18 protein-coding genes are annotated in these 21,002 nt (G+C 51.0%); 15 read left to right on the plus strand and 3 right to left on the minus strand.

Annotated features, from left to right (window positions below; translation table 11 throughout):
- Positions 1-45 precede the first annotated feature (45 nt).
- Positions 46-1,878, plus strand: a complete 1,833-nt coding sequence (gene glmS / locus AC6R1A_RS01425; protein WP_500626413.1) for a glutamine--fructose-6-phosphate transaminase (isomerizing) — start codon at positions 46-48, stop codon at positions 1,876-1,878.
- 50 nt (positions 1,879-1,928) lie between these two features.
- Here glmS and AC6R1A_RS01430 read toward each other — a convergent pair whose 3' ends face one another.
- Positions 1,929-4,019 (minus strand): TonB-dependent siderophore receptor, encoded by a 2,091-nt coding sequence (locus AC6R1A_RS01430; protein WP_500632910.1) that lies wholly within the window; start codon positions 4,017-4,019, stop codon positions 1,929-1,931.
- A 137-nt stretch (positions 4,020-4,156) separates the two neighbouring features.
- Here AC6R1A_RS01430 and AC6R1A_RS01435 point away from each other — a divergent pair, with 137 nt between their 5' ends.
- From AC6R1A_RS01435 to AC6R1A_RS01485, 11 genes are all read left to right on the plus strand, one after another.
- Positions 4,157-5,980, plus strand: a complete 1,824-nt coding sequence (locus tag AC6R1A_RS01435) for an ABC transporter ATP-binding protein (RefSeq protein ID WP_500632909.1) — start codon at positions 4,157-4,159, stop codon at positions 5,978-5,980.
- Between the two features lie 135 nt (positions 5,981-6,115).
- Positions 6,116-6,961: an ABC transporter ATP-binding protein gene (locus AC6R1A_RS01440; RefSeq protein WP_500632908.1), complete on the plus strand. Its 846-nt coding sequence runs from the start codon at positions 6,116-6,118 to the stop codon at positions 6,959-6,961.
- A complete protein-coding gene (locus tag AC6R1A_RS01445; protein ID WP_500632907.1) occupies positions 6,892-7,956 on the plus strand; it encodes a FecCD family ABC transporter permease in 1,065 nt (354 codons plus the stop codon). The genes AC6R1A_RS01440 and AC6R1A_RS01445 overlap by 70 nt, the downstream gene beginning before the upstream one ends.
- Position 7,957: 1 nt before the next feature.
- A complete protein-coding gene (locus AC6R1A_RS01450) occupies positions 7,958-9,001 on the plus strand; it encodes a FecCD family ABC transporter permease (RefSeq protein ID WP_500632906.1) in 1,044 nt (347 codons plus the stop codon).
- A 20-nt stretch (positions 9,002-9,021) separates the two neighbouring features.
- Entirely contained in the window at positions 9,022-9,969 is a 948-nt protein-coding gene (locus AC6R1A_RS01455) for an iron-siderophore ABC transporter substrate-binding protein (protein WP_500632905.1), read from the plus strand.
- A gap of 48 nt (positions 9,970-10,017) precedes the next feature.
- Positions 10,018-10,794 (plus strand): DUF3450 domain-containing protein, encoded by a 777-nt coding sequence (locus AC6R1A_RS01460; RefSeq protein ID WP_500632904.1) that lies wholly within the window; start codon positions 10,018-10,020, stop codon positions 10,792-10,794.
- A 5-nt stretch (positions 10,795-10,799) separates the two neighbouring features.
- Positions 10,800-12,146, plus strand: a complete 1,347-nt coding sequence (locus tag AC6R1A_RS01465) for a MotA/TolQ/ExbB proton channel family protein (RefSeq protein ID WP_500632913.1) — start codon at positions 10,800-10,802, stop codon at positions 12,144-12,146.
- Positions 12,146-12,694, plus strand: a complete 549-nt coding sequence (locus tag AC6R1A_RS01470) for a MotA/TolQ/ExbB proton channel family protein (protein WP_500632903.1) — start codon at positions 12,146-12,148, stop codon at positions 12,692-12,694. The genes AC6R1A_RS01465 and AC6R1A_RS01470 overlap by 1 nt, the downstream gene beginning before the upstream one ends.
- An 8-nt stretch (positions 12,695-12,702) precedes the next feature.
- On the plus strand, positions 12,703-13,107 hold the full coding sequence (locus AC6R1A_RS01475) for an ExbD/TolR family protein (RefSeq protein ID WP_334553579.1): 405 nt from the start codon (positions 12,703-12,705) through the stop codon (positions 13,105-13,107).
- Positions 13,108-13,150: 43 nt separating this feature from the next.
- On the plus strand, positions 13,151-13,777 hold the full coding sequence (locus tag AC6R1A_RS01480; protein WP_500632902.1) for an energy transducer TonB: 627 nt from the start codon (positions 13,151-13,153) through the stop codon (positions 13,775-13,777).
- Positions 13,777-14,994: a tetratricopeptide repeat protein gene (locus AC6R1A_RS01485; RefSeq protein WP_500632901.1), complete on the plus strand. Its 1,218-nt coding sequence runs from the start codon at positions 13,777-13,779 to the stop codon at positions 14,992-14,994. The genes AC6R1A_RS01480 and AC6R1A_RS01485 overlap by 1 nt, the downstream gene beginning before the upstream one ends.
- On the opposite strand, the gene AC6R1A_RS01490 is transcribed toward AC6R1A_RS01485, so the two are convergent.
- The gene (locus tag AC6R1A_RS01490; protein WP_500632900.1) at positions 14,975-15,655 is read right to left on the minus strand and encodes an HAD family hydrolase; all 681 of its coding nucleotides are present in this window, start codon (positions 15,653-15,655) and stop codon (positions 14,975-14,977) included. The two genes, AC6R1A_RS01485 and AC6R1A_RS01490, sit on opposite strands and share 20 nt — an antisense overlap.
- A 465-nt stretch (positions 15,656-16,120) precedes the next feature.
- On the opposite strand from AC6R1A_RS01490, the gene AC6R1A_RS01495 reads away from it, so the two are divergent.
- The 3 genes from AC6R1A_RS01495 (at position 16,121) to AC6R1A_RS01505 (ending at position 19,884) form a co-directional block, all read left to right on the plus strand.
- Positions 16,121-18,004: a PTS mannitol transporter subunit IICBA gene (locus tag AC6R1A_RS01495; RefSeq protein WP_500632899.1), complete on the plus strand. Its 1,884-nt coding sequence runs from the start codon at positions 16,121-16,123 to the stop codon at positions 18,002-18,004.
- A 141-nt stretch (positions 18,005-18,145) separates the two neighbouring features.
- Positions 18,146-19,297, plus strand: coding sequence for a mannitol-1-phosphate 5-dehydrogenase (locus AC6R1A_RS01500; RefSeq protein WP_500632898.1), 1,152 nt, complete (start codon positions 18,146-18,148; stop codon positions 19,295-19,297).
- Between the two features lie 50 nt (positions 19,298-19,347).
- Complete coding sequence (locus tag AC6R1A_RS01505; protein WP_500626419.1) at positions 19,348-19,884, plus strand: MltR family transcriptional regulator; 537 nt, start codon at positions 19,348-19,350, stop codon at positions 19,882-19,884.
- A gap of 157 nt (positions 19,885-20,041) precedes the next feature.
- Here AC6R1A_RS01505 and nagB read toward each other — a convergent pair whose 3' ends face one another.
- Positions 20,042-20,842 (minus strand): glucosamine-6-phosphate deaminase, encoded by an 801-nt coding sequence (gene nagB, locus AC6R1A_RS01510; RefSeq protein ID WP_334553589.1) that lies wholly within the window; start codon positions 20,840-20,842, stop codon positions 20,042-20,044.
- Between the last annotated feature and the right edge of the window lie 160 nt (positions 20,843-21,002).

Raw genomic sequence — 21,002 nt, forward strand, 5'->3', positions numbered from 1 at the left:
CGCCTAAATCAAACAACCCTAGCAAAAGGGAAGGGAGTAGAACCTATGTGTGGAATCGTTGGTGCAGTGGCACAGCGTGATGTGGCGGAAATTTTAGTGGAAGGTCTCCGCCGTCTTGAATACCGCGGCTATGACTCAGCAGGTGTGGCGGTGGTCGACAGTGACAATAACCTCACTCGCGTACGTCGCCTCGGTAAAGTGCAAGAGTTGGCCGACGCTGTCGAGCAAGCGAACGTGCTTGGTGGCACTGGCATCGCACACACACGCTGGGCAACGCACGGTGAGCCGTCAGAAGTGAACGCGCACCCACACATGTCTGGCGATATTGCCGTCGTCCACAACGGGATCATCGAAAACCACGAAGCGTTGCGCGAGCTGCTTCAATCTCGTGGTTACGTGTTTGAATCACAAACTGACACCGAAGTGATTGCACACTTGGTTGAGTGGGAACGTCGTACCTCAGACACATTACTTGAAGCGCTGCAAAAAACCGCCAAGCAACTGGAAGGCGCTTACGGCACGGTAGCCGTGGATCGCAAAGATCCCTCTCGCATTGTGGTTGCCCGTTCGGGTAGCCCAATTGTGATTGGTTTTGGCGTCGGTGAAAACTTCCTGGCGTCAGACCAACTTGCGCTGCTGAGCGTGACACGCCGCTTTATGTACCTAGAAGAGGGCGATGTTGCAGAGGTGACTCGTCGCTCAGTCACTGTCTTTGATGCCAACGGCGAAGCGGTAGAGCGTGAAGTGATTGAGTCCAACGCTGAGCACGATGCCGGCGATAAAGGTAAATACCGCCACTTTATGCAAAAAGAGATTTTTGAGCAGCCGACGGCGCTGATCAACACGATGGAAGGTCGTATTTCCGACAAAGCCGTCATCACCAATGCGATTGGCGTGAATGCCGAAGAGATCCTGAGCAAAGTCGATCACGTGCAGATTATTGCGTGTGGTACCTCTTACAACTCAGGCATGGCGGCACGTTACTGGTTTGAATCCATTGCTGGCGTGAGCTGTGATGTGGAAATCGCGTCTGAGTTCCGTTACCGCGATTTCGTGGTTCGTCCAAACAGCTTGTTGGTGACGCTATCTCAATCTGGTGAAACGGCGGATACCCTAGCCGCTCTGCGTTTGGCCAAAGAGAAAGGCTACATGGCGGCGATGACCATCTGTAACGTCGCGGGCTCCTCATTGGTGCGTGAGTCTGACTTTGCCTTTATGACGCGCGCAGGTACAGAGATCGGTGTGGCCTCGACCAAAGCGTTTACGACCCAGCTTGCTGCGATGCTGATGATGGTGGTGTCTATTGGTCGCTTGCAAGGCCGCGTTAACGAAACGCGCGAAGCTGAGATTGTAAAAGCGCTCCATGAGCTACCCAGTGCGATTGAAAAAGCGCTCGCCTTTGACAAAGAGATCGAAGCGCTGGCTCCAGATTTTGCCGATAAGCACCACACCTTGTTCCTTGGCCGCGGCGAGTATTACCCAATCGCGATGGAAGCGTCGCTTAAGCTCAAAGAGATCTCTTACATTCACGCAGAGGCCTACGCCGCGGGTGAACTGAAACATGGCCCACTAGCCTTGATCGATGCGGACATGCCTGTTGTCGTTATCGCGCCGAGCAACGATCTGCTTGAGAAGCTGAAGTCCAACGTTGAAGAAGTGCGCGCCCGTGGCGGCCTGCTGTACGTCTTCGCCGATGCTGACGCTGGGTTTGAAGGCGATGAGAACATGAAGATCATCAAGATGCCGCACGTCAACGAAGTGACTGCACCTATCTTCTACACCGTTCCAATGCAGCTGCTGTCTTACCACGTTGCGCTGATCAAAGGCACCGACGTCGACCAACCTCGCAACCTAGCGAAAGCGGTAACGGTGGAATAACAGCCAAAAAAAGGCCTAGCATCTCGCTAGGCCTTTTAGTATCTGCTTGATTACCAGCGGTAATTAGCGTTTAGCACCACTGAACGTGATTGGCCGTAGTAGCACCAGTAATCACAACCAGACACATACTCTTTGTCTAGGATATTGTTGACGTTGAGTTGAGCTTGCCATTGCGAAGTTATGTCGTAGGAGACAGAAGCATCCCACAAGGTCACAGATGGGACTGTCAGATCTGACCATTTCGGATTGTCTTTTGATTCACCTACGTAACGAACACCAGAACCAATATTTAGCCCAGGTATCCATGCTTGAGCGCGGTAGTCCAACCAAGCAGAGGCTTGATGCTCAGGAATCAGTGCGGCTCTCTTGGTTCCTTGTCCGCTTGTTTCCTCTGTTTTTGCATTGGTATAGGTGTAGTTTGCCGAGAGTTTGAGATCATCCGTTAGCTGAGCAACGGTTTCAATTTCGATACCGTTTGATGTCGCTTCACCCGTTTGTGTGACTTGATAGGTATCAGGGTTGGTGACCAAAGCGTTTTTCTCACTGATGTCAAACCAAGCGACATTGATGTACCCATCCAAGAATTCTGGCTGGTACTTCACACCGACTTCCACTTGCTCACCTTCGAGAGGCTTATACAGCTCTCCTGTACCACTATCAATCGTGCTCAAGACTTCAAAGGATTGTGAGTAACTCGCGTAGGGTGACAATCCAATGTCTGACAAATACATGACACCTGCATTTAACGATAACTGGCCATCATCTCGTGATTTCTTGTCTGAGCTGCTAGCCGTTTGGCCAACGTTCTCAGTGCTAACCCAGTCGTAGCGAGCTCCTACGCTGCCGACCCATCCTTGGTTAAGTTTTATTTGATACTGAGAGTAAACACTGGCTTGCGACTTGGTGATTTCACGGTGTGTATTGTTCGCCATGTCGAGCGGAGTGTAATTACCGTACACAGGATTCCAAGGGTTGATGGTACCAAATGCGTAGCTGTCTTGCTCTTCACCTTCAGTTTCATGGCGTTGAAGATCAAAACCTACAAGCACAGATTGCTCTGCGTTTGAGGTATACCAAGTACCCACAGCGTTGTTATCGAAAGTGAAGCTCTGGTTTTTCCCATCTCGATAAACCACCCCTTGTCCTAGATCTTCAACACTCGAGTCATTGTTGAAAAATGCATAGGAACTTCTAAGGTACAACTCATTGGATGCGTAATTGAGATTTTGGGACCAAGTCCAACTGTCATCGATATCGTGTTGAAGTAGGTAACCTAGAGAAAACTGTGTTCTTTCATACTTGTCGTAATCAGGTTGGCCTAGGTTCGTACTTGGATCGATACTACCGAAATCGGAACCGATCAAAGTGCCCGCTGCCGGGAAGAATGGGTTGGTTGGTACACCGTCGTCTTCAAGGTAGGTAGCCAGAAGAGTCAGAGTTGTGCGATCTGAAATGTCGATCTCCAGGCTAGGAGCTAAGTAGAATCGATCATTGTCAGTTTCGTTTAGCTCTCCTTCACTGCTTTTCATCGCTCCAACCAGTCGATATCTCACAGTGCCCTCTTCATTGGCAAGGTCGGAAACGTCGAATGCGATCGATTGATGATTGTTCGTACCCACCTCCACTTTTAATTCGCCTTGTGGCGTGAAGGTTGGTTTTTTCTGAACTGCGTTGACCACACCGCCAGGTGATGACTCACCAAATAAAATGGCGGATGGGCCTTTGATGACTTCGATACTTTCCAGTCCGTAAGGTTCGACTAGCCAAGTGTAGTAGCCATCACGAAATAGACGGTTGCCGTCTAGGTAGGTTGTCGCATCGAACCCTCGAACTTTAAACCAATCCGTATCATTATCCGCACCATAAGGCTGAGCCGTTACACCTGACGTATAACGCAGCGCTTCATCAAGCTTTTGTGGGGCGCGAGTGCGGAGGTCATCTTCGGTGACAATTGACACACTGCGAGGCGTTTCTTGGGCAGGGATGTCGACTTTAAGTGCTTGGGCCGTGACAGTGATGGTTTCCAGTTCCGTGGTGCTCTCTTGTGCAAAGACAGCGCTTGAACATACCACTGCAGCAGGCGCCAATCCCAACCAGATCGCTTTACGAACTGCGACTGAAAGAGGAGTTTGGTTATGCATGTTCTTTTCCTATAAATAAAAGTTAAACTAATAATGATATTTATTATTATTCGCATTGGATTTTATTTTACTGACTTTTTCATCAAAAGATAGTAAAACGTGCCCGACCCGAAACCCGAAACCCGAAAGTAGGAAGCATGTTCAATTGGTTTGAAAAATTAACGCAAGCGTTTCCCGAGCAAGAGCCGCAAATGCCGCCGAAGCATTTACTCGGTTTTTGTCGTCACTACACCCGAGGCTTTGAAGTGCCATTACTCTTGATGGCGATACTCAGTGCGTTGATTGCCTGGACGGAAGTGACGCTGCTCAGTTACATGGGCGAACTGGTCGATATTCTCAGCACCCAAGATCGCGCGACGTTTTGGCAAGACCAAGGCGATCGGATGTGGACTATGGTGCTGCTGGTTGTGGTGGTGATGCCCGCGCTGGGGATTACCCACTCGATGATCATGCATCAAACCTTGCTAGGCAATTATCCGATGTCGATTCGTTGGCTGATTCACCGCTATTTGCTCAAGCAAGCGGTCGGCTTTTTCCAGCGAGATTTTGCTGGCCGAGTGGCAACCAAGGTGATGCAAAGCGCCCTGGCTGTACGTGAAACCGTGATGAAGCTGGTTGATGTACTGGTGTACATCTCGGTCTATTTCGTGGCGATGATCTGGATGATGGGCGAATCGGATCTGCTACTGATGCTGCCGATTGCGATTTGGTTGGTGATGTACATTCTCATCCAGCTGTTTTTTATCCCACGCTTGAAAAAGGTGGCGACTGACCAAGCCGATGCACGCTCAGTGATGACGGGCCGAATTGTCGATACCTACACCAATATTTCAACCGTTAAGCTTTTCTCCCACTCCAAGCGTGAATTGGAGTATGCCAAAGGCAGCATGAAGCAGTTTTTGCTGACGGTGTACCGCCAAATGCGCATGGTCACTTGCCTGCTATTGAGTGTTGATGCGATTAACTATCTGCTGCTCATCTCTATTGCCGCTTTGTCGGTCATGTTATGGCTAGAGGCGAGTGTCACCATCGGTGTAATTGCGGTGGCGATCAGCATTGCGCTGCGCGTACAAGGCATGTCGAAATGGATCATGTGGGAAGTGAGCGCACTGTTTGAAAATATTGGTACCGTGGTCGATGGCATGAACACCATCTCTAATGATGTTGAAGTGCAGGATAAACCCAATGCACCCGCGTTGACGGTGACAAAAGGCGCCATCGAGTTCGACGCCGTGGACTTTGACTATACCGATGAGAAACCGGTGTTTGAGCAGCTTAACTTAGCCATTAAACCGGGTGAAAAAGTCGGGATTGTTGGCCGCTCTGGTGCAGGTAAGTCAAGCCTGGTTAACTTGCTGCTGCGTTTTTACGATTTGAAAGGCGGCGATATTCGCATTGATGGTCAAAACATCGCAGACGTAAGCCAAGAGTCGCTGCGCCAGCAGATCGGTATGATCACGCAAGACACCTCACTGCTGCACCGTTCGATCAAAGAGAACATCCTCTACGGTGATCCTGATGCCGACGACGCGGCGCTGATCGAGGCGGCGAAAAAAGCCCATGCGCACGACTTTATCTGTGGCCTCAAAGATGAGCTGGGGCATAGCGGCTATGATGTCGAAGTGGGCGAGCGCGGGGTGAAATTATCCGGTGGGCAACGTCAACGTATTGCCATTGCGCGTGTGTTACTCAAAAATGCGCCGATCTTGATTATGGATGAAGCGACGTCCGCGCTCGATTCTGAAGTGGAGTCGGCGATTCAAGAAAACTTGCAAGTGCTGATGGAAGGCAAAACCGTGATCGCGATTGCGCACCGTTTATCGACTATTGCTGCTATGGATCGCTTGATCGTGATGGATCAAGGCCGTGTGGTTGAACAAGGCAGTCACCAAGAGCTCCTCGCACAACAAGGCATCTACGCCCAACTTTGGAAGCACCAAACCGGCGGCTTCTTAGGTTAATCTTTCCAACCTTCATCACTCAAAAAGGTTCAACGATAGCGCGCTATGGTTGAACCTTTTTTTAATTACTCATATTATAAGGAAATAAAATTGATAATTGTTATCATTTTGTTTTCTTCGCTTTAAGAAAGAGTAATGCTAGACCCCCATCAACACAGTGCACGTCTCGCGGCTTCGTCCTTGGTCGTCGGTTACGATACACCGATCGTCAACAACATCAGTCTTGAGATTCAACCCGGTAAACTGACGATTTTGGTCGGTTCGAATGGGTGTGGCAAATCGACCCTGCTCAAATGCTTAGCACGAGTGCTGCCACCGATGTCTGGTCAGGTGCTGCTCAATGATGAGCCCATTCATCAACTGGGTGTGAAAGCGGTGGCAAAAACCTTAGCGTTATTGCCACAAGGCCCGATTGCACCGGAAGGTCTCACTGTACGTGAGCTCGTCGCTCAAGGGCGCTATCCGCATCAAACCTTTTTCCAGCAGTGGAGTGAGCATGACGAGCAAATGGTGGATGAGGCAATGGCGATGGCCAAGGTCACAGAGCTCGCCGATCGAGCGGTGACCGACCTGTCGGGTGGTCAGCGTCAACGTTGTTGGATTGCCATGGTGCTGGCGCAAGAAACCGACATCATTTTACTTGATGAGCCGACCACCTATTTGGATCTCAAAGTTCAGGTCGACTTGCTGAGCTTATTGAGCCAATTGGCGCATCAACACCATCGCACCCTTGTTGTGGTGCTGCATGAACTTAATCTTGCGGCTGCGTATGCCGATGAGCTCATCATGATGAAAGCGGGCACCATCTACGCCGCTGGTCACCCCGAGCAGGTCTTTACCGCCGACAACCTTAAGCAGGTGTTTGGTTTAAATGCCAATGTGATTCGCGATCCGCACACACAAACCTTGCAATGCGTACCCACAGAGATCGCCAGTGTTGCCCATGGGCAGACAAGAACGATGATGTCGGCGGTGATATGAGACGCTGTGCTTGGTTAAGTGGTGCAGGTCTTGGCGTGATGGCGATGATACTGCTGGTTTTTTTACTTTGGCATTTATCGCTAGGTGCGCAGCCTGTCGCGCTGACGGAGGTATGGGCCGCGTTGGTGGCGTACGATGACAATCAGTTCTCTCATTTAGTGGTGCGAGAGTTGCGCTTACCACGCGCCATCGTTGCTGCGTCAGTGGGCGCGAGTTTGGCTGTGGCGGGTGCCTTGATGCAAGGCGTGACGAGAAATCCGCTCGCTGATCCTAGCTTACTCGGCATGATGACGGGCGGCGCGCTGGCGGTGGTCTATTGGATGAGTTTTGCGCCTGTCGAGGGCATCGTATGGTTGCCATTAGTGGCGGCCGTGGGCTCGCTGATTGCCGCTGCGGTAGTCTGGACGATTGCCGCGCGAACGCCGAGCGGAGTGACGCCGCTGACGTTGACGCTGACCGGCTCGGCGTTTAGCGCGTTTACCGCCGCGCTCTTGTCGATTCATCATTTGATCGACCAGAAAACGTTTGAAACCTTGCGCGGCTGGCTGGTGGGCTCTCTACTGGGGAGTCAATTGGAGACATACTGGTGGTGCCTGCCTTGGATTTTGTTTGGCTTAGTGGCTGCGATACTGCTGGCCCCTGCGGTGACGGCGATGTCGATGGGCGATCAGGTCGCGACGGGCCTTGGCATTGATATTCAAAAGCGCAAATGGCAGTTGCTGCTGTGCGTAGTGTCCTTGACGGCGGCCTCGGTCGCACTGGCAGGTCCGCTGGGTTTTGTCGGCTTGGTGATTCCGCATGTGGTCAAGCTGCTGGTGGGCAGTGATTATCGCTGGGTCGTGCCATATTCGCTGCTGCTTGGCGGCGCCTACTTGCTGTTTGTTGACAGTTTGGCGCGCTGGTTGATTGCCCCACAAGAGGTGGCGACTGGGCTGATGACGATTTTGCTCGGAGCACCGCTGTTTGTGTGGCTGGTCAAAACGAGGATTCGTTAACATGGTGGCGCTAAGGTGGCTCGGCGGTCGAGTCTCATTCCGGGTTCGGCCCAAAACGCTCGGCGTCACGGTGTTGATGGCTCTTTTGATGGCGTTGCTGTGGTTGCTCAGTATTGGCATCGGCAGTTATGCGCTCTCGATGCAGGCGCTATTGGATGAGGTGATGAGCGCGCTCGGCATGCAAGGCTCCATCGCCGATAGCCAGGCGGCGTTGGTGATGTGGGAGCTGCGTTTGCCGCGCAGTCTAGCGGCGTTGCTGGCGGGGGGCTTGTTTGCGCTTTCAGGAGCGCTGCTGCAAAACCTGACCCGCAACCCTCTCGCTGATCCCAGTTTAGTCGGCATCAGTCAAGGCGCGGCGTTTGCCGTGGTGTGTTTGACGATGCTGTTTCCGGAGGCGATCGACGCTTGGCGTGAAGTGAGCGCGTTTACCGGGGCGATGGTGGTCGCCGCGGGCGTGCAGAGCTTGAGTGGCTCTGGGCATCCGCTGAAATTTATTTTAATGGGTATCGGGGTGGCGGCGTTTTTCAGTGCCTTGACCTCAAGCTTGCTCACTTACGGTGACATTGACGCTGCCATGTCTGCACTGGCGTGGCTATCGGGCAGTGTGCATGCGGTGACTTGGTCTGAAGTCGGACTGCTCTCCATCGCGCTGCTGACCACCTTGGCGTTGGCGATCGGCCAAGCACGTAACATGGCGGCATTGTCGTTTGGTGTTGATATGGCGGTCGGTCTGGGCGTGAACAGTGTTTGGGCGAGCCGTGTTCAGTTGATGCTGAGTGTGTGCGCGGCGGCGCTAGCGACCGCCATTGTTGGGCCGATCGGTTTTGTCGGTTTGCTTGCACCGCACATGGCGAGAAAGATGACCATCGCAGGTCCTAATAGCCACTTAATATTGACTACATTGGTCGGCGCAAGCTTAGTGCTGTTCGCCGATACCTTAGGGCGCACCCTGTTTGCGCCGACGCAATTGGCCGCAGGCTTAGTGACCGCGCTTATCGGCGCGCCTTTGTTTGCGCTGCTCTTAATGCGAAAACAACAAGGCTAGAAAAAGAGAAGGGATACATCATGGTAAGAGAAGTCACTCGGCTAGGCGCGTTGCTGTTGGCCAGTGTCGTGAGTGTGTTGGCCGAGGCCTATCCGCTGACGATTGAACACAAATACGGTCAGGTTGAGCTTAGCGAACAGCCGCAGCGCGTGGTCTCTGTCGGCGTCACGGATCATGATGATATTCTGGCGCTCGGCGTTATCCCACTAGCCGTACGCGATTGGTATGGTGACCAACCTTACGGCGTGTGGCCATGGGCGCAAGATGAGTTGGGCGATGCCAAGCCGGTATTACTTAAAGGGCAAACGGTCGATTTTGAGGCCATCGCGCAGCTGAAACCGGATCTGATCATCGGCGTCTCTTCCGGGATGGATAAGAAAACCTACGACAAGCTCAGCACGATTGCGCCTACGCTCGCACAATCTGGCGCTTATACCGATTGGGCGATGCCGTGGGATGAGCGTCATCTTATGATAGGTAAAGCGCTGGGTTATGAAGAAAAATCGCAAGCCATAGTGCAAGATATAAAGCAGCAGATTGCTACGCTGCGGGCAAAGCACCCGGAGTTTGAGGGCAAATCGGCGGCGGTGGCGTTTTACTACAACAAACAGCCTGGCGCCTATGCGAGCAAAGACTTACGTTCACAATTTCTGATTGCGCTGGGCTTTCATATTCCAGAGTCCATTGATGCGCTCGCCAAGGAGGCGTTTTACACCTCGTTCAGCGAGGAGCGTATGGACTTGCTGGACAACGACCTTGTGATTTGGCTGACCACGGAAGAGCAGCTTGAGCAATCCAGCAACGCCATTTTTCGTAAACGCATGCCGTTTTACAAAGAGAAACGCGAATACTTCACTGGCGATATCATCGGTGGCGCGTTCTCCTTTTTTAGCCCATTGTCGATTCAATATTTGATTGATGAAATGGTGCCAGCGATGGCGAACATTCTTGAAGAGAAGTCATCCTAGCCCAAGCGCAGAGATTAACGTCAAAGAGAACGGATCAAAGAGAAGAGTATGACACACAATCGTTTACCCCATTTGTTGCTAGCAGGTTGGATGCTGACCGCGTCTTCTGCTGCGATGGCAACGGGGGCAGAGTTGAAACAGTCGCAACGTCTTGAAACAGAGATCACCACCGCAAATGCCAACACGCAAAGCCGCGTGTCGGCCAGCAGCGACAAAGCGCTCGATCTTGAAGCGCAAATTGAGCAGCGCCAAGCTGAGGTGGAAGGGCTAGAAGTGTATCGAGATCACCTTCGCGGCATGCTCGACAGCCAACAGAAAGAAATCGCCAGCTTTGATGAACAGTTGTCAGAGATTGAGCGCACGCGTGAAAGCATCGTGCCGTTGATGTACAGCATGCTTGATGGGCTAGAGGCATGGGTAGAAAGCGATCGCCCACTTCGCCAAGAGGTGCGCCGCGAACGCGTTGCCAAGTTGCGTGAAATGATGACTCAGTCTGACGTCAGTGATGCTGAAAAGTACCGCCGCATTCTAGAGGCATACCAAATCGAGTTGGATTACGGCACTAAGCTTGGTGCTTATTCTGCGCCGATTGAGGTAGACGGCAAATCACTGATTACCGAGCAGCTCTATCTCGGCCGAATCAGCTTGGTGGCGCGCAGTGTTGATCGCGCGCACTACTGGGCGTGGAATGCGTCTAACGAACAATGGCAAGCGCTCGACAGCAAAGCCGGTTTAGAGATTGATAAAGCGTTTGATGTAGCGAATAAACAAGCCGCCCCAACGTTATTGCATTTACCGGTGTCGGTTAAGGAGAGTCAACAATGAGAGGGATGACTTGGCTAGCGGCGAGCGTGATCGCCGTTTCACTGTCTACGGTCTCGCTGTCTGTTGCTGCTTCGGATGCTGCCTTACTGAAAGAGACGCAACAAGCGAAAGTTGAGCAAGCGAAGCATAATCAAGCGCGTGAAGGGGAGTTTAAGCAGCGTGAACAGGCGTTGCAGGCAGAGCTTGATAAGCTCAACGCGCAGCTTGCCTCTCTCAAACAAGAAAACGAACAGCTGTCAGAGACCTTTCAGCAAAACGAAGCCGTACTGGCCGAAAAAGAGCAAGCCTTGCATCTGGCAACGGGCAGCTTAGGTGAGCTGTTTGGCGTGGTGCGCCAAGCGGCAAAAGATCTCGACCTTGAGCAAGCTGGCTCTGTTGCGACCCTAGGTCACGCTGATCACCGAGCGGTAGTAGAAGAGATTGTGGCCGCAAGACAGCTACCAGAGAAGAGGCAGCTCTACGGCCTGTGGCAGGCGTTTGCACAGCAAATCCAGGCCAGTGCTGAGGCACAAACGCTCAACGTTGATGTCATCAACGGACAAGGTGAAACCGAGACAAAATCGGTGCTGCGTTTGGGTAGTTTTGCCTTAGCGGGTGAACAAGGTTACTTAGATTGGAATGGTCAGCGCCAGCGCGCTACCGTGTACGCTCAGCAGCCACAGGGTGCACTGACTCTAAGCACTGATGTCATAAGCGGACTACCGATCGTTGCACTGGATGCCTCACGAGGCGCGCTGCTCGAACAGCTGGGAATGGCGCCGACTTTGCTCGATCGCATTGAGCACGGCGGTATCGTTGGCAAAGTGATCATCGCGCTACTGCTGGTGGGCATGGTGATTGGTTTGGTTCGCGGCGCAGCGTTACTGAGCGCGAAAGCAAAAATTGCCAAGCAGCTTAAACACACCGACTCGCCGCAAGATGACAATGCACTTGGGCGTATTTTGAATGTTTATCGTCAAGATAGCAGCCCGAATGTTGAGGCGTTGGAGCTGCGCTTGCTCGAAGCGGTGATGGACGAACAGCAGCACCTAGAACGTGGTTTATCGATGATCAAACTGCTGGCGGCGCTCGCTCCAATGCTTGGTTTGTTGGGTACGGTGACCGGGATGATTGATACTTTCCAAACCATTACTCAATTTGGCAACGCCGATCCGCGTGTCATGGCTGGCGGGATCTCAATGGCACTGATCACCACCGTATTAGGTCTGATTGCTGCGATGCCTCTGCTCCTGATTCACAATATCCTCGCCTCGAAAGCGGAAGCGATTCGCACCATTATCGAGAAGCAGGGTATTGGCTTGGTGGCTGAGCGCGCCGAGCAAGCAACCCGCCTTGTGAAGGATGCCGCGTAATGGAATGGCTGTCTCTACTCGATCTCGGGGGGAGCACGCTTGGCAGCACCATCAACGAGTTTATGTATCGTGGTGGTCCACTGCTTTGGTGGTTAGCGGGCGTGTTGGCGCTGTTTTGGTTACTGGCGATTGAGCGATTGGTGTACCTTTTTTGGCTGTTCCCCAAAGCGCAGCATCAATGGGTCGCCAAATGGCAACTGCGTGACGATCGCCACTCCTGGTATGCGCTCGCGCAGCGCAGCGCTTGGTTGGCCGAAGCGAAGTTGGCGCTTGATCAACACTTGTCGTTGATGAAAGTGCTGGTGGCGCTTTTCCCTATGCTAGGGCTACTCGGCACGGTGACGGGAATGATCTCCGTGTTTGATGTGATGGCCGGGCAGGGTAGTGCACAGCCGCGCTTGATGGCCGCAGGGATCTCGATGGCCACGTTGCCAACGATGGCGGGCATGGTTGCCGCATTGGTCGGCATGTTTGCCCACGCTCGCCTCTCAAAGTGGAGCGAAACGCGTCATCTTCACCTCGAACGTTTAATGCGTATGACTAAATAGGAATGACCATGAGACTAGGTCGATACAAAAAACCGTCAGACGATGCCCAAGTGGACATGACCTCGATGCTCGACATCGTATTTATCATGCTGATCTTCTTTATCGTCACCAGCTCGTTTGTGCGAGAGTCGGGCGTAGAAGTGAACCGCCCAACGGCGGCGAATGCCACTAGCCAAAAAGACGCGGGCATTTTTATTGCCATTACCGCCAACAACGAGGTCTACATCGATAAGCGATTGGTCGATGTAGAGCGAGTGCAAGCGACACTCGAAAATGTGCTGCTTGAACAACCGGATGCCTCCTTGGTCATTCAAGCCGATGCCTTTGCGTTCAATGGCACCGTGGTGCAAGTGATGGATGGCGCCAAAGGGGCGGGCATTGAGAAGATCGCATTGGCCACCGAGCAGAAATAGCCGGAAGAAGGAAGGGTATCCGTATGCTAGGACGTAAATTACGATGCTAAAACGATGGCTGATTGCCACCCCATTAGCCTTATTAGTGACGCTCTCTCTCTTTGCGTTTATGGCGTGGCTGGTGGACGCAGGAAAATCGCCGCTGCCAGAGCCGCAGTCGGCGCTGCGCTTTGATGTCGTGCAAGTGGAAAACGAGCGAGCGGCGGCGCGCAGAGCACGGCAGTTGCCTGAGCCACCCAAAGCGCCGACCTTGGCCCCGCAAGTGGAGCGTTTGACGACCCAAATGGCCGCGCAGCAAATTCAGACCACGGCGCTACCCAATTTGCCTAACGTCAATCTGAGCACGTCAGTAACGGGAATGGCAATGGCAACGCCAGGGCCGATTCAACTTGCGCAAAACCAACAGATCATGCCACTGCATCGTATTGAACCGCGTTACCCCTCGCGGGCATTGAAACGAAAAATTGAAGGCTATGTAGTGATGCGATTTGCCATTGATGAAACCGGTCGGCCCGATGCGATTGAGGTGGTGGAAGGGTCGCCTCGCGGCGTGTTTGATCGTGAAGCGATGCGCGCATTGCGTCAGTGGAAGTATCAACCTTTGATCGTCGCAGGCAAAGCGACCAGACAGGAAGGGCAAACCGTGAAATTAGAATTTAGGTTGCAATAATGACAAAGGTTACAGCATGGATACGCCGTCTTTTGGCATGGTCAGTGTTGATGGGCTTGATGAGCGTTCCGCAGGCGCAGGCGCAAGAGCTATCACGCAGCGTTGCGATGCGAGTCCATCAAGCGTTTGAGTTGTCTCAGCAAGAAAAAACAGCCGAGGCGGTGACCATCTTAGAAGGTATCGACGCCGTGAAAGCGTACGATCAAGCCTACGTGGCGCGTATGTTGGGCATTTTGTATTGGCAACAAGCGCAACCTCAGCGATCGCAAGTTGCGCTGGAAAATGCGTTGTCCACTGGTGCTTTGCCGATTGAACAGGCGATTGAAACCGAGCGCATGCTGGCCGATATTTTGTTATCGACTGGGGAGCCGGCAAAAGCACTCAGACACTATCAAAGTGTGCTGAATAAACAATCCGATGTGAGTCGCTCGCAAGCTGAAAAAATGTATACCACGGATTTTGTCACTCAACTGTGGCTGCGGGTCGCTCAGTCCAATTACCAGCTGCAAGATTGGCAAGCGGTACTGTCGAGTATCAAGCAGTATCAAGCGCTAGATAAAAAAGCGGATGTCTCTTTGCTGAGCATGAAGCTCGGCGCCCAAGTGGCGCTGAGTCACTGGAAAGGAGCGGTGAGTACCACAGAGCAACTGCGCGCTTTGGAGTCCGATAACGAACTGTGGTGGAAGCAATTGACCAGCTTGCATCTTCGTTTGAAACACTACCCCGAGGCGTTGGCGACGCTCAAACAGAGAGAGCGAAAAGGCTTTGCTTTATCCTCCAGTGAGTATCAAACCTTAGCAGGGCTTTACGCCTCACAAGGCGCTCCAGAACTTGCTGCGAAGGTTTACGCCGAGCATCTGCTTGAACAAGAAGAGGCAGAGAGCTACGCCACCTTAGCCCGCTACTGGCAAGTCGCGAAGGAGTGGCAATACGCGCTAGAGGCCTGGCAACACGCCTCGCGCCTCAGTGCAGATCATCATTGGTCGTATGCGCAATTGCTGATGCAGCAGAAGCAGTATCAAGCGGCGCTGAATGTACTGGCCAACATGCCGAGCAGTCAGCGTGTGGAATTGGCCAAGACGCAAGCCTTCTACCGATTGGATGAGCATGAAAAAGCCCTAGAAAGTGCGCAAAAGGCTCATCAACTGAAGGCCGATGAAACAACGCTGACCTGGGTACGATTCTTGACTCAGTCGCTTAACAAGGCGTCGTCGTAGGGATCAACGCGATCACCTCAGTTAAAGAATCGACCAGTGTCACTTTCTCGATAAGTGGGGGTTCTGGTGGCAGCAAATCGGGCACCATGATGACTGAACAACCTGCTGCCAAGGCCGATTTCACGCCGTTATTGGAGTCTTCTAACGCTAGGCATTGTGACGGTTTGAGGTTGAGTTGCTGGCATGCCATTAAGTAGCCATCTGGCGCGGGCTTGCCTTGACTTACTTCATCAGAGGTGATCAGGCACTCAAACTGTTCGAGGACCTCGCGGCCAGCAAAATTTCTTAGCACTTCTTTTCGACCGGATGAGGTCACGATCGCTGCCCTAACACTGTTCTGTTTAAGGTGGCGCATCAGCGTCTCAAAGCCTTTTTTGTAGTCAATGCCTAGTGCGCTGCGCTCAGTAAAGTCCTGATCTCGGCAGCGTATAAATCGCTGGAGATCAAACTCAGCACCAAAATGGTGCTGTAAGCGACGCTCACACTCGCCATCTTGTACGCCGATGAACCCCTGATAAAACTCGTCACACAAATCGAAACCTTGCTCTTGTGCCGCCCGTTGCCAGCTTTTCTTATAGAGCGACTCTGTATCAAAGATTAGCCCATCCATATCAAACAATACCGCTTTCATTGTCTTTTCTCCGTCACTGCTCTTCGTCATCAATTCTCTTGGCCATTGTGCGTCACCATCCTAACCAATTTTACGATGAAATTTTGATGAATCTTATTTTGTAATTTAATTACATATTCGCAGCTGCAATCAATGTTTGATGAATAATTGAACCAAAGTCGCGCAGAGAGTGAACTAAAGTAGTGCTTAAAAATCGGATAAATAATCAAAATGAGATCTTTATCACTAAATATTTTGAGTGTGCGGATTGTGTTTTTGTGATCTAAATCTCTGGTTATTGATAATCATTATCGAAAAAATGGCTTTGTAATTTACTGACAGTGAATAAATGTGATTTAAATCACCATAAAAAAGATATGTTAATGCTTTGTGTGTGATCTAAGTCACTAAGTTGTGGGTGAGGGTGCCTTTTAGAAATGTTGTGATACATTTTAATCGACTTTTGAACAAACATTTTGGGCCATTTGGCCAACCAATACAAACTGAGGTCTCCCTATGTTATCACCAGAAGCTAAGATCAAAGTCCAAAACTTTGGTCGTTTTCTATCCAACATGGTAATGCCAAACATCGGTGCATTTATTGCCTGGGGTTTCATTACTGCACTTTTCATCCCAACCGGCTGGTTGCCAAACGAAACATTGGCATCACTAGTTGGCCCAATGATCAAATTCTTATTGCCACTGCTGATCGGTTACACCGGCGGTAAAATGGTGGGCGGCGACCGCGGTGCGGTTGTAGGTGCCATCACGACAATGGGTGTGATTGTCGGTACTGATATTCCTATGTTCATGGGCGCGATGATTGTCGGTCCACTTGGTGGCTACGCTATCAAGAAATTCGATGAGTCGGTTCACGGTAAAGTGAAAAGCGGCTTTGAAATGCTAGTGAACAACTTCTCTGCCGGTATCATCGGTATGATCCTCGCTATCCTAGCATTCTTCATCATTGGCCCTGCGGTAAAAGTTCTTTCTAGCGCATTGGCAGCGGGCGTAAACGTGATGGTAGAAACAGGTGCATTGCCACTCGCTTCTATCTTCGTTGAGCCAGCGAAAATCCTCTTCCTTAACAACGCGATTAACCACGGTATCTTCTCGCCACTGGGTATCCAGCAGTCTGAAGAACTTGGCCGCTCAATCTTCTTCCTAATTGAAGCGAACCCAGGTCCTGGTCTAGGTCTTCTATTGGCTTACATGGCGTTTGGTAAAGGTAACGCGAAGCAGTCGGCAGCGGGTGCGTCAATCATCCACTTCCTAGGCGGTATCCACGAAATCTACTTCCCATACGTGTTGATGAACCCTCGTCTTATCCTTGCGGTTATTGCCGGTGGTATGACAGGCGTGTTCACTAACGTGATGTTCGATTCTGGTCTTATTTCTCCAGCATCTCCTGGTTCAATCTTTGCGGTACTACTGATGACGCCTAAAGGCTCATACGTTGGTGTGGTTCTATCTGTGATTGCATCCGCCGCTGTGTCGTTCCTTGTGGCTTCTATCCTAATGAAAACTTCAAAAGCGACCGACGAAGACGAGTCTCTAGAGAAAGCTTCTGCCGCCATGCACGACATGAAAGCAGCATCTAAAGGTCAAACCGCTGCAGTTTCTGTGGACCCAGCAGCAGTGAAAGCGATTTACGTTGCCTGTGATGCGGGTATGGGCTCAAGTGCGATGGGTGCCGGTCTTCTACGTAAGAAAGTGCAAGCGGCTGGTCTGGATATTGAAGTCTCGAACTTGGCTATCAACAACCTACCGAGTGACTCGCAAATTGTGGTGACCCACAAAGATTTGACAGACCGTGCTCGTACTCACGCTACTGGCGCAATGCACATCTCTCTAAGTAACTTTTTAGATGGCACTGTGTACGACAACCTTGTTGCTCAGCTAGTTGAAGCAAGGAGTGGCGCTGTAAAAAAGCCTGAGGCACCTGCAGCGACCGAGGAAAAGGAACAGACGTTGACGCTGACTAGCGACAGTGTATTCCTCGGATTAAAAGCCAACTCTAAGGAAGAGGCGATTAAGTTTGCAGGTGAGCAACTGGTCAAATTAGGCAACGTTGCACCTGAATATGTTGATGGCATGTTTGCCCGCGAAGAACTCGTGTCTACCTACCTAGGTGAGTCAATTGCGGTGCCACACGGAACCATTGAAGCGAAACAGTACGTCAAGAAAACCGGCATTGTGTTCTGCCAATACCCTGAAGGCATTCAGTGGGGTGAAGATGAGGATGACATCGCCAAGATGGTCATCGGCATCGCTGCCCAAGGTGATGAGCACAACATGGTTCTCATGGCTATTACCAATTCACTTGATGACGAAGAGGCCGTTGAGCGTTTACAGAACACAATCAACCCAGAAGATGTTCTGAATATTCTCAATGCATAGCAGTACTTTGTCTAGCTCCTAAGTGAACGAGGCCAGTTCTCCCCCGCTCTGGCCTCCTTTTTAGTCTAGATAGCTGAAGGCTTAGTCGTGTGCTGTTAAGCCGTTAGCTATACAGATTCAACATTTGAAAGGTTAGTGATTATGAAAGCGTTACATTTTGGTGCAGGAAATATCGGTCGTGGTTTTATCGGTAAATTACTCTCAGACGCAGGCATGGAAGTCACATTTGCAGACGTCAACGAAACGGTCGTCTCTGAGTTGCAAAGACGCAACGAATACCCAGTGAAAGTCGTCGGTGAAGAGTGTGTCGTGGAAGTGGTGAAAAACGTCACGGCAGTCAACTCCGCCACCGATGAGGTGATTGGCTGTATCGCCAACGCCGATCTCATCACCACAGCGGTGGGCCCAACAGTACTCAAGATCATTTCTGGCTCGATTGCTAAAGGCATTGAGCAGCGTTTTGCTGCGGGCAACACGTCGCCACTGAACGTTATCGCGGCAGAAAACATGGTGCGTGGTACCACTCAGCTTAAAGAAGCTGTGTATGCGCATCTTAGTGACGAACTCAAAGCGTTCAGTGATGCGCACATTGGTTTTGTCGATTCTGCGGTTGACCGCATCGTGCCGCCGGCAGAAGAGGGCGAAACCGATCCACTGGCCGTCACGGTGGAAACCTTCAGTGAGTGGATTGTAGATCAAACTCAGTTCAACGGCCCAATCCCAACCATCCCGGGAATGGAATGCACAGACAACTTGATGGCGTTTGTCGAACGTAAGCTGTTTACGCTCAACACTGGTCACTTGATCACAGCTTATCTCGGTGTACTAGCGGGCCATGAGACCATCAAAGACTCGATTGAAGATCCAGCGATTCGCCAAGAAGTGAAAGCGGCGATGGAAGAAAGCGGGGCAGTACTGATCCAGCGCTACGGTTTTGATCCTAAAGCCCACGCAGCCTACATTGAGAAAATCTTAGGTCGTTTCGCCAACCCGTACTTGCGTGATGAAGTGGACCGCGTCGGTCGCCAGCCTATTCGTAAGCTCAGCCCGCAAGATCGTTTGATCAAGCCACTCAATGGCACCTTGGAGTATGGGTTACCCAACGCGCATTTGATCAAAGGGATTGCAGCAGCCTTCCATTACAAGAATGACGATGACCCACAAGCGGTTGAATTGCAGAGCATGTTCGCAGAAAAAGGATTTGCCGAGACGTTAGCCCACTATTCAGGGCTGAATATTGACTCAGAAGTTGTTAAACTAGCCGAACAAGCGTACAACGCAATCAATGAATGATGGAACACCAAAGTGCCACTGATGTGGCACTTTCTCCTTTTGAAGAAGCCATGCCAATACACTCGAGTCATGAAGTAGAGCTCTTAGAAGAGCTAGCAGAATCAGCCAATGCCGCTGAGTGTCTGCTATGTGCTTATGATGTATTGGAGGACATGCTTGATACCCTGTTAAAAAGTATTTTCCACAAAGACGATTATGCAGTGAAATTCGTCGTTGATCCGTTACTGACCAGTGATGGGCCATTAGGGGAAATACTGGTGCGCATCAAGTTACTGCTCGGGCTCGGGGTGATCAGTAAACAAACCTATGACGACATCGAAGTGTTTGTCACCCTAAAAGAGTGGGTTAAGGTTCAAGAGGGGAAAGTGGACTTCTGGGACCAAGATATCGTGTTTGAGCTCAACCGAGTGAACGCGATACAGAAAATCATGCCTATCGATTACTCACCCGAGTTGGTCGAGGGATTAAATGACGAAATGAAAGCCATGTTTTTAGATCGTCATTTCCAAAAAGTGCGTTCCACCATAGTGTTGGCCGTGAACGACATCCATCAGCAGCTCGCAAGAGAAAACGCGCTGACTTCTTAGTGATTTTCTTTGTCAGCTCTATTGTCGCTATCTATTTTAGATAGCATTTTTCGTCATCTACAGTAGACAGCGATTCTAGGCAATTTCCTTAGCCAACTATATCAGACAATAAAAAAGCCACCTAAGTGGCTTTTTATTTCGTGCTAGCGAAAACGTCTTACAGACCTTTGATGTTTTCCGCTTCCAGTTCAGAGAAGTATTTCACTGTCTTCACTTTAAGCTCTTGCTGCGCAGGCTCATCCGCAACAATGATTGCTTTGCGGTGCATTTGCAGTGCAGTGACTGTCCACATGTGGTTTACGCTGCCTTCAATCGCCATTTGCAGTGCCAAGGCTTTGTTGTGACCAAGCGAGAGAATCATCACTTCTTCGGCATCCAGTAGCGTCGCGACACCAATCGTTAACGCAAATTTTGGCACTTGGTTGATGTCGTTATCAAAGAAGCGAGAGTTTGCGATACGCGTGTCTTCGGTCAACGTCTTGATACGAGTACGTGATGAGAGTGATGAGCCTGGCTCGTTAAACGCAATGTGACCATCAATGCCAACGCCACCCATGAATAGGTTGATCTTGCCGTAAGAGCGGATCTTGTCTTCGTATGCCGCGCAGTGTGCATCGATATCGTCCGCTAGGCCATCAAGCAGGTTGATGTTCTCTTCCTGAATATCAACATGGTTGAAGAAGTTGTTGTACATGAAAGAGCGGTATGACTCTGGGTGATTTGGGTCAATGCCCACGTACTCATCCATGTTGAACGTGACGACGTGTTTAAAGCTGACTTCACCGGCTTGGTATAGCTCGATCAGTGCTTTGTATGTCGACAGTGGCGTACCGCCAGTGGGTAGACCTAAAACAAATGGGCGTTCTGCCGTCGGTTTGAAGGCGTTGATTTTCTTCGCGATATGACGCGCAGCCCATTTGCCGACTTGTTCTGCATTTTTTAGGGGAATCAGTCTCATTGGTCTTTATCCTGTTTCAAGTGCTCGATTGGATTTCTTAATTTGCATTGTAAAATAAGGCGTGAGATTTCGCCACTATTTTTGTGGAACAAATGATCTTTCGTCACGAATTAGGCCATCAACGGCTTTTATGACTCTATTCTCTACATCAATAGTGACA

The sequence above is a fragment of the Vibrio sp. R10-SG3-ISO3 genome, assembly GCF_059834225.1.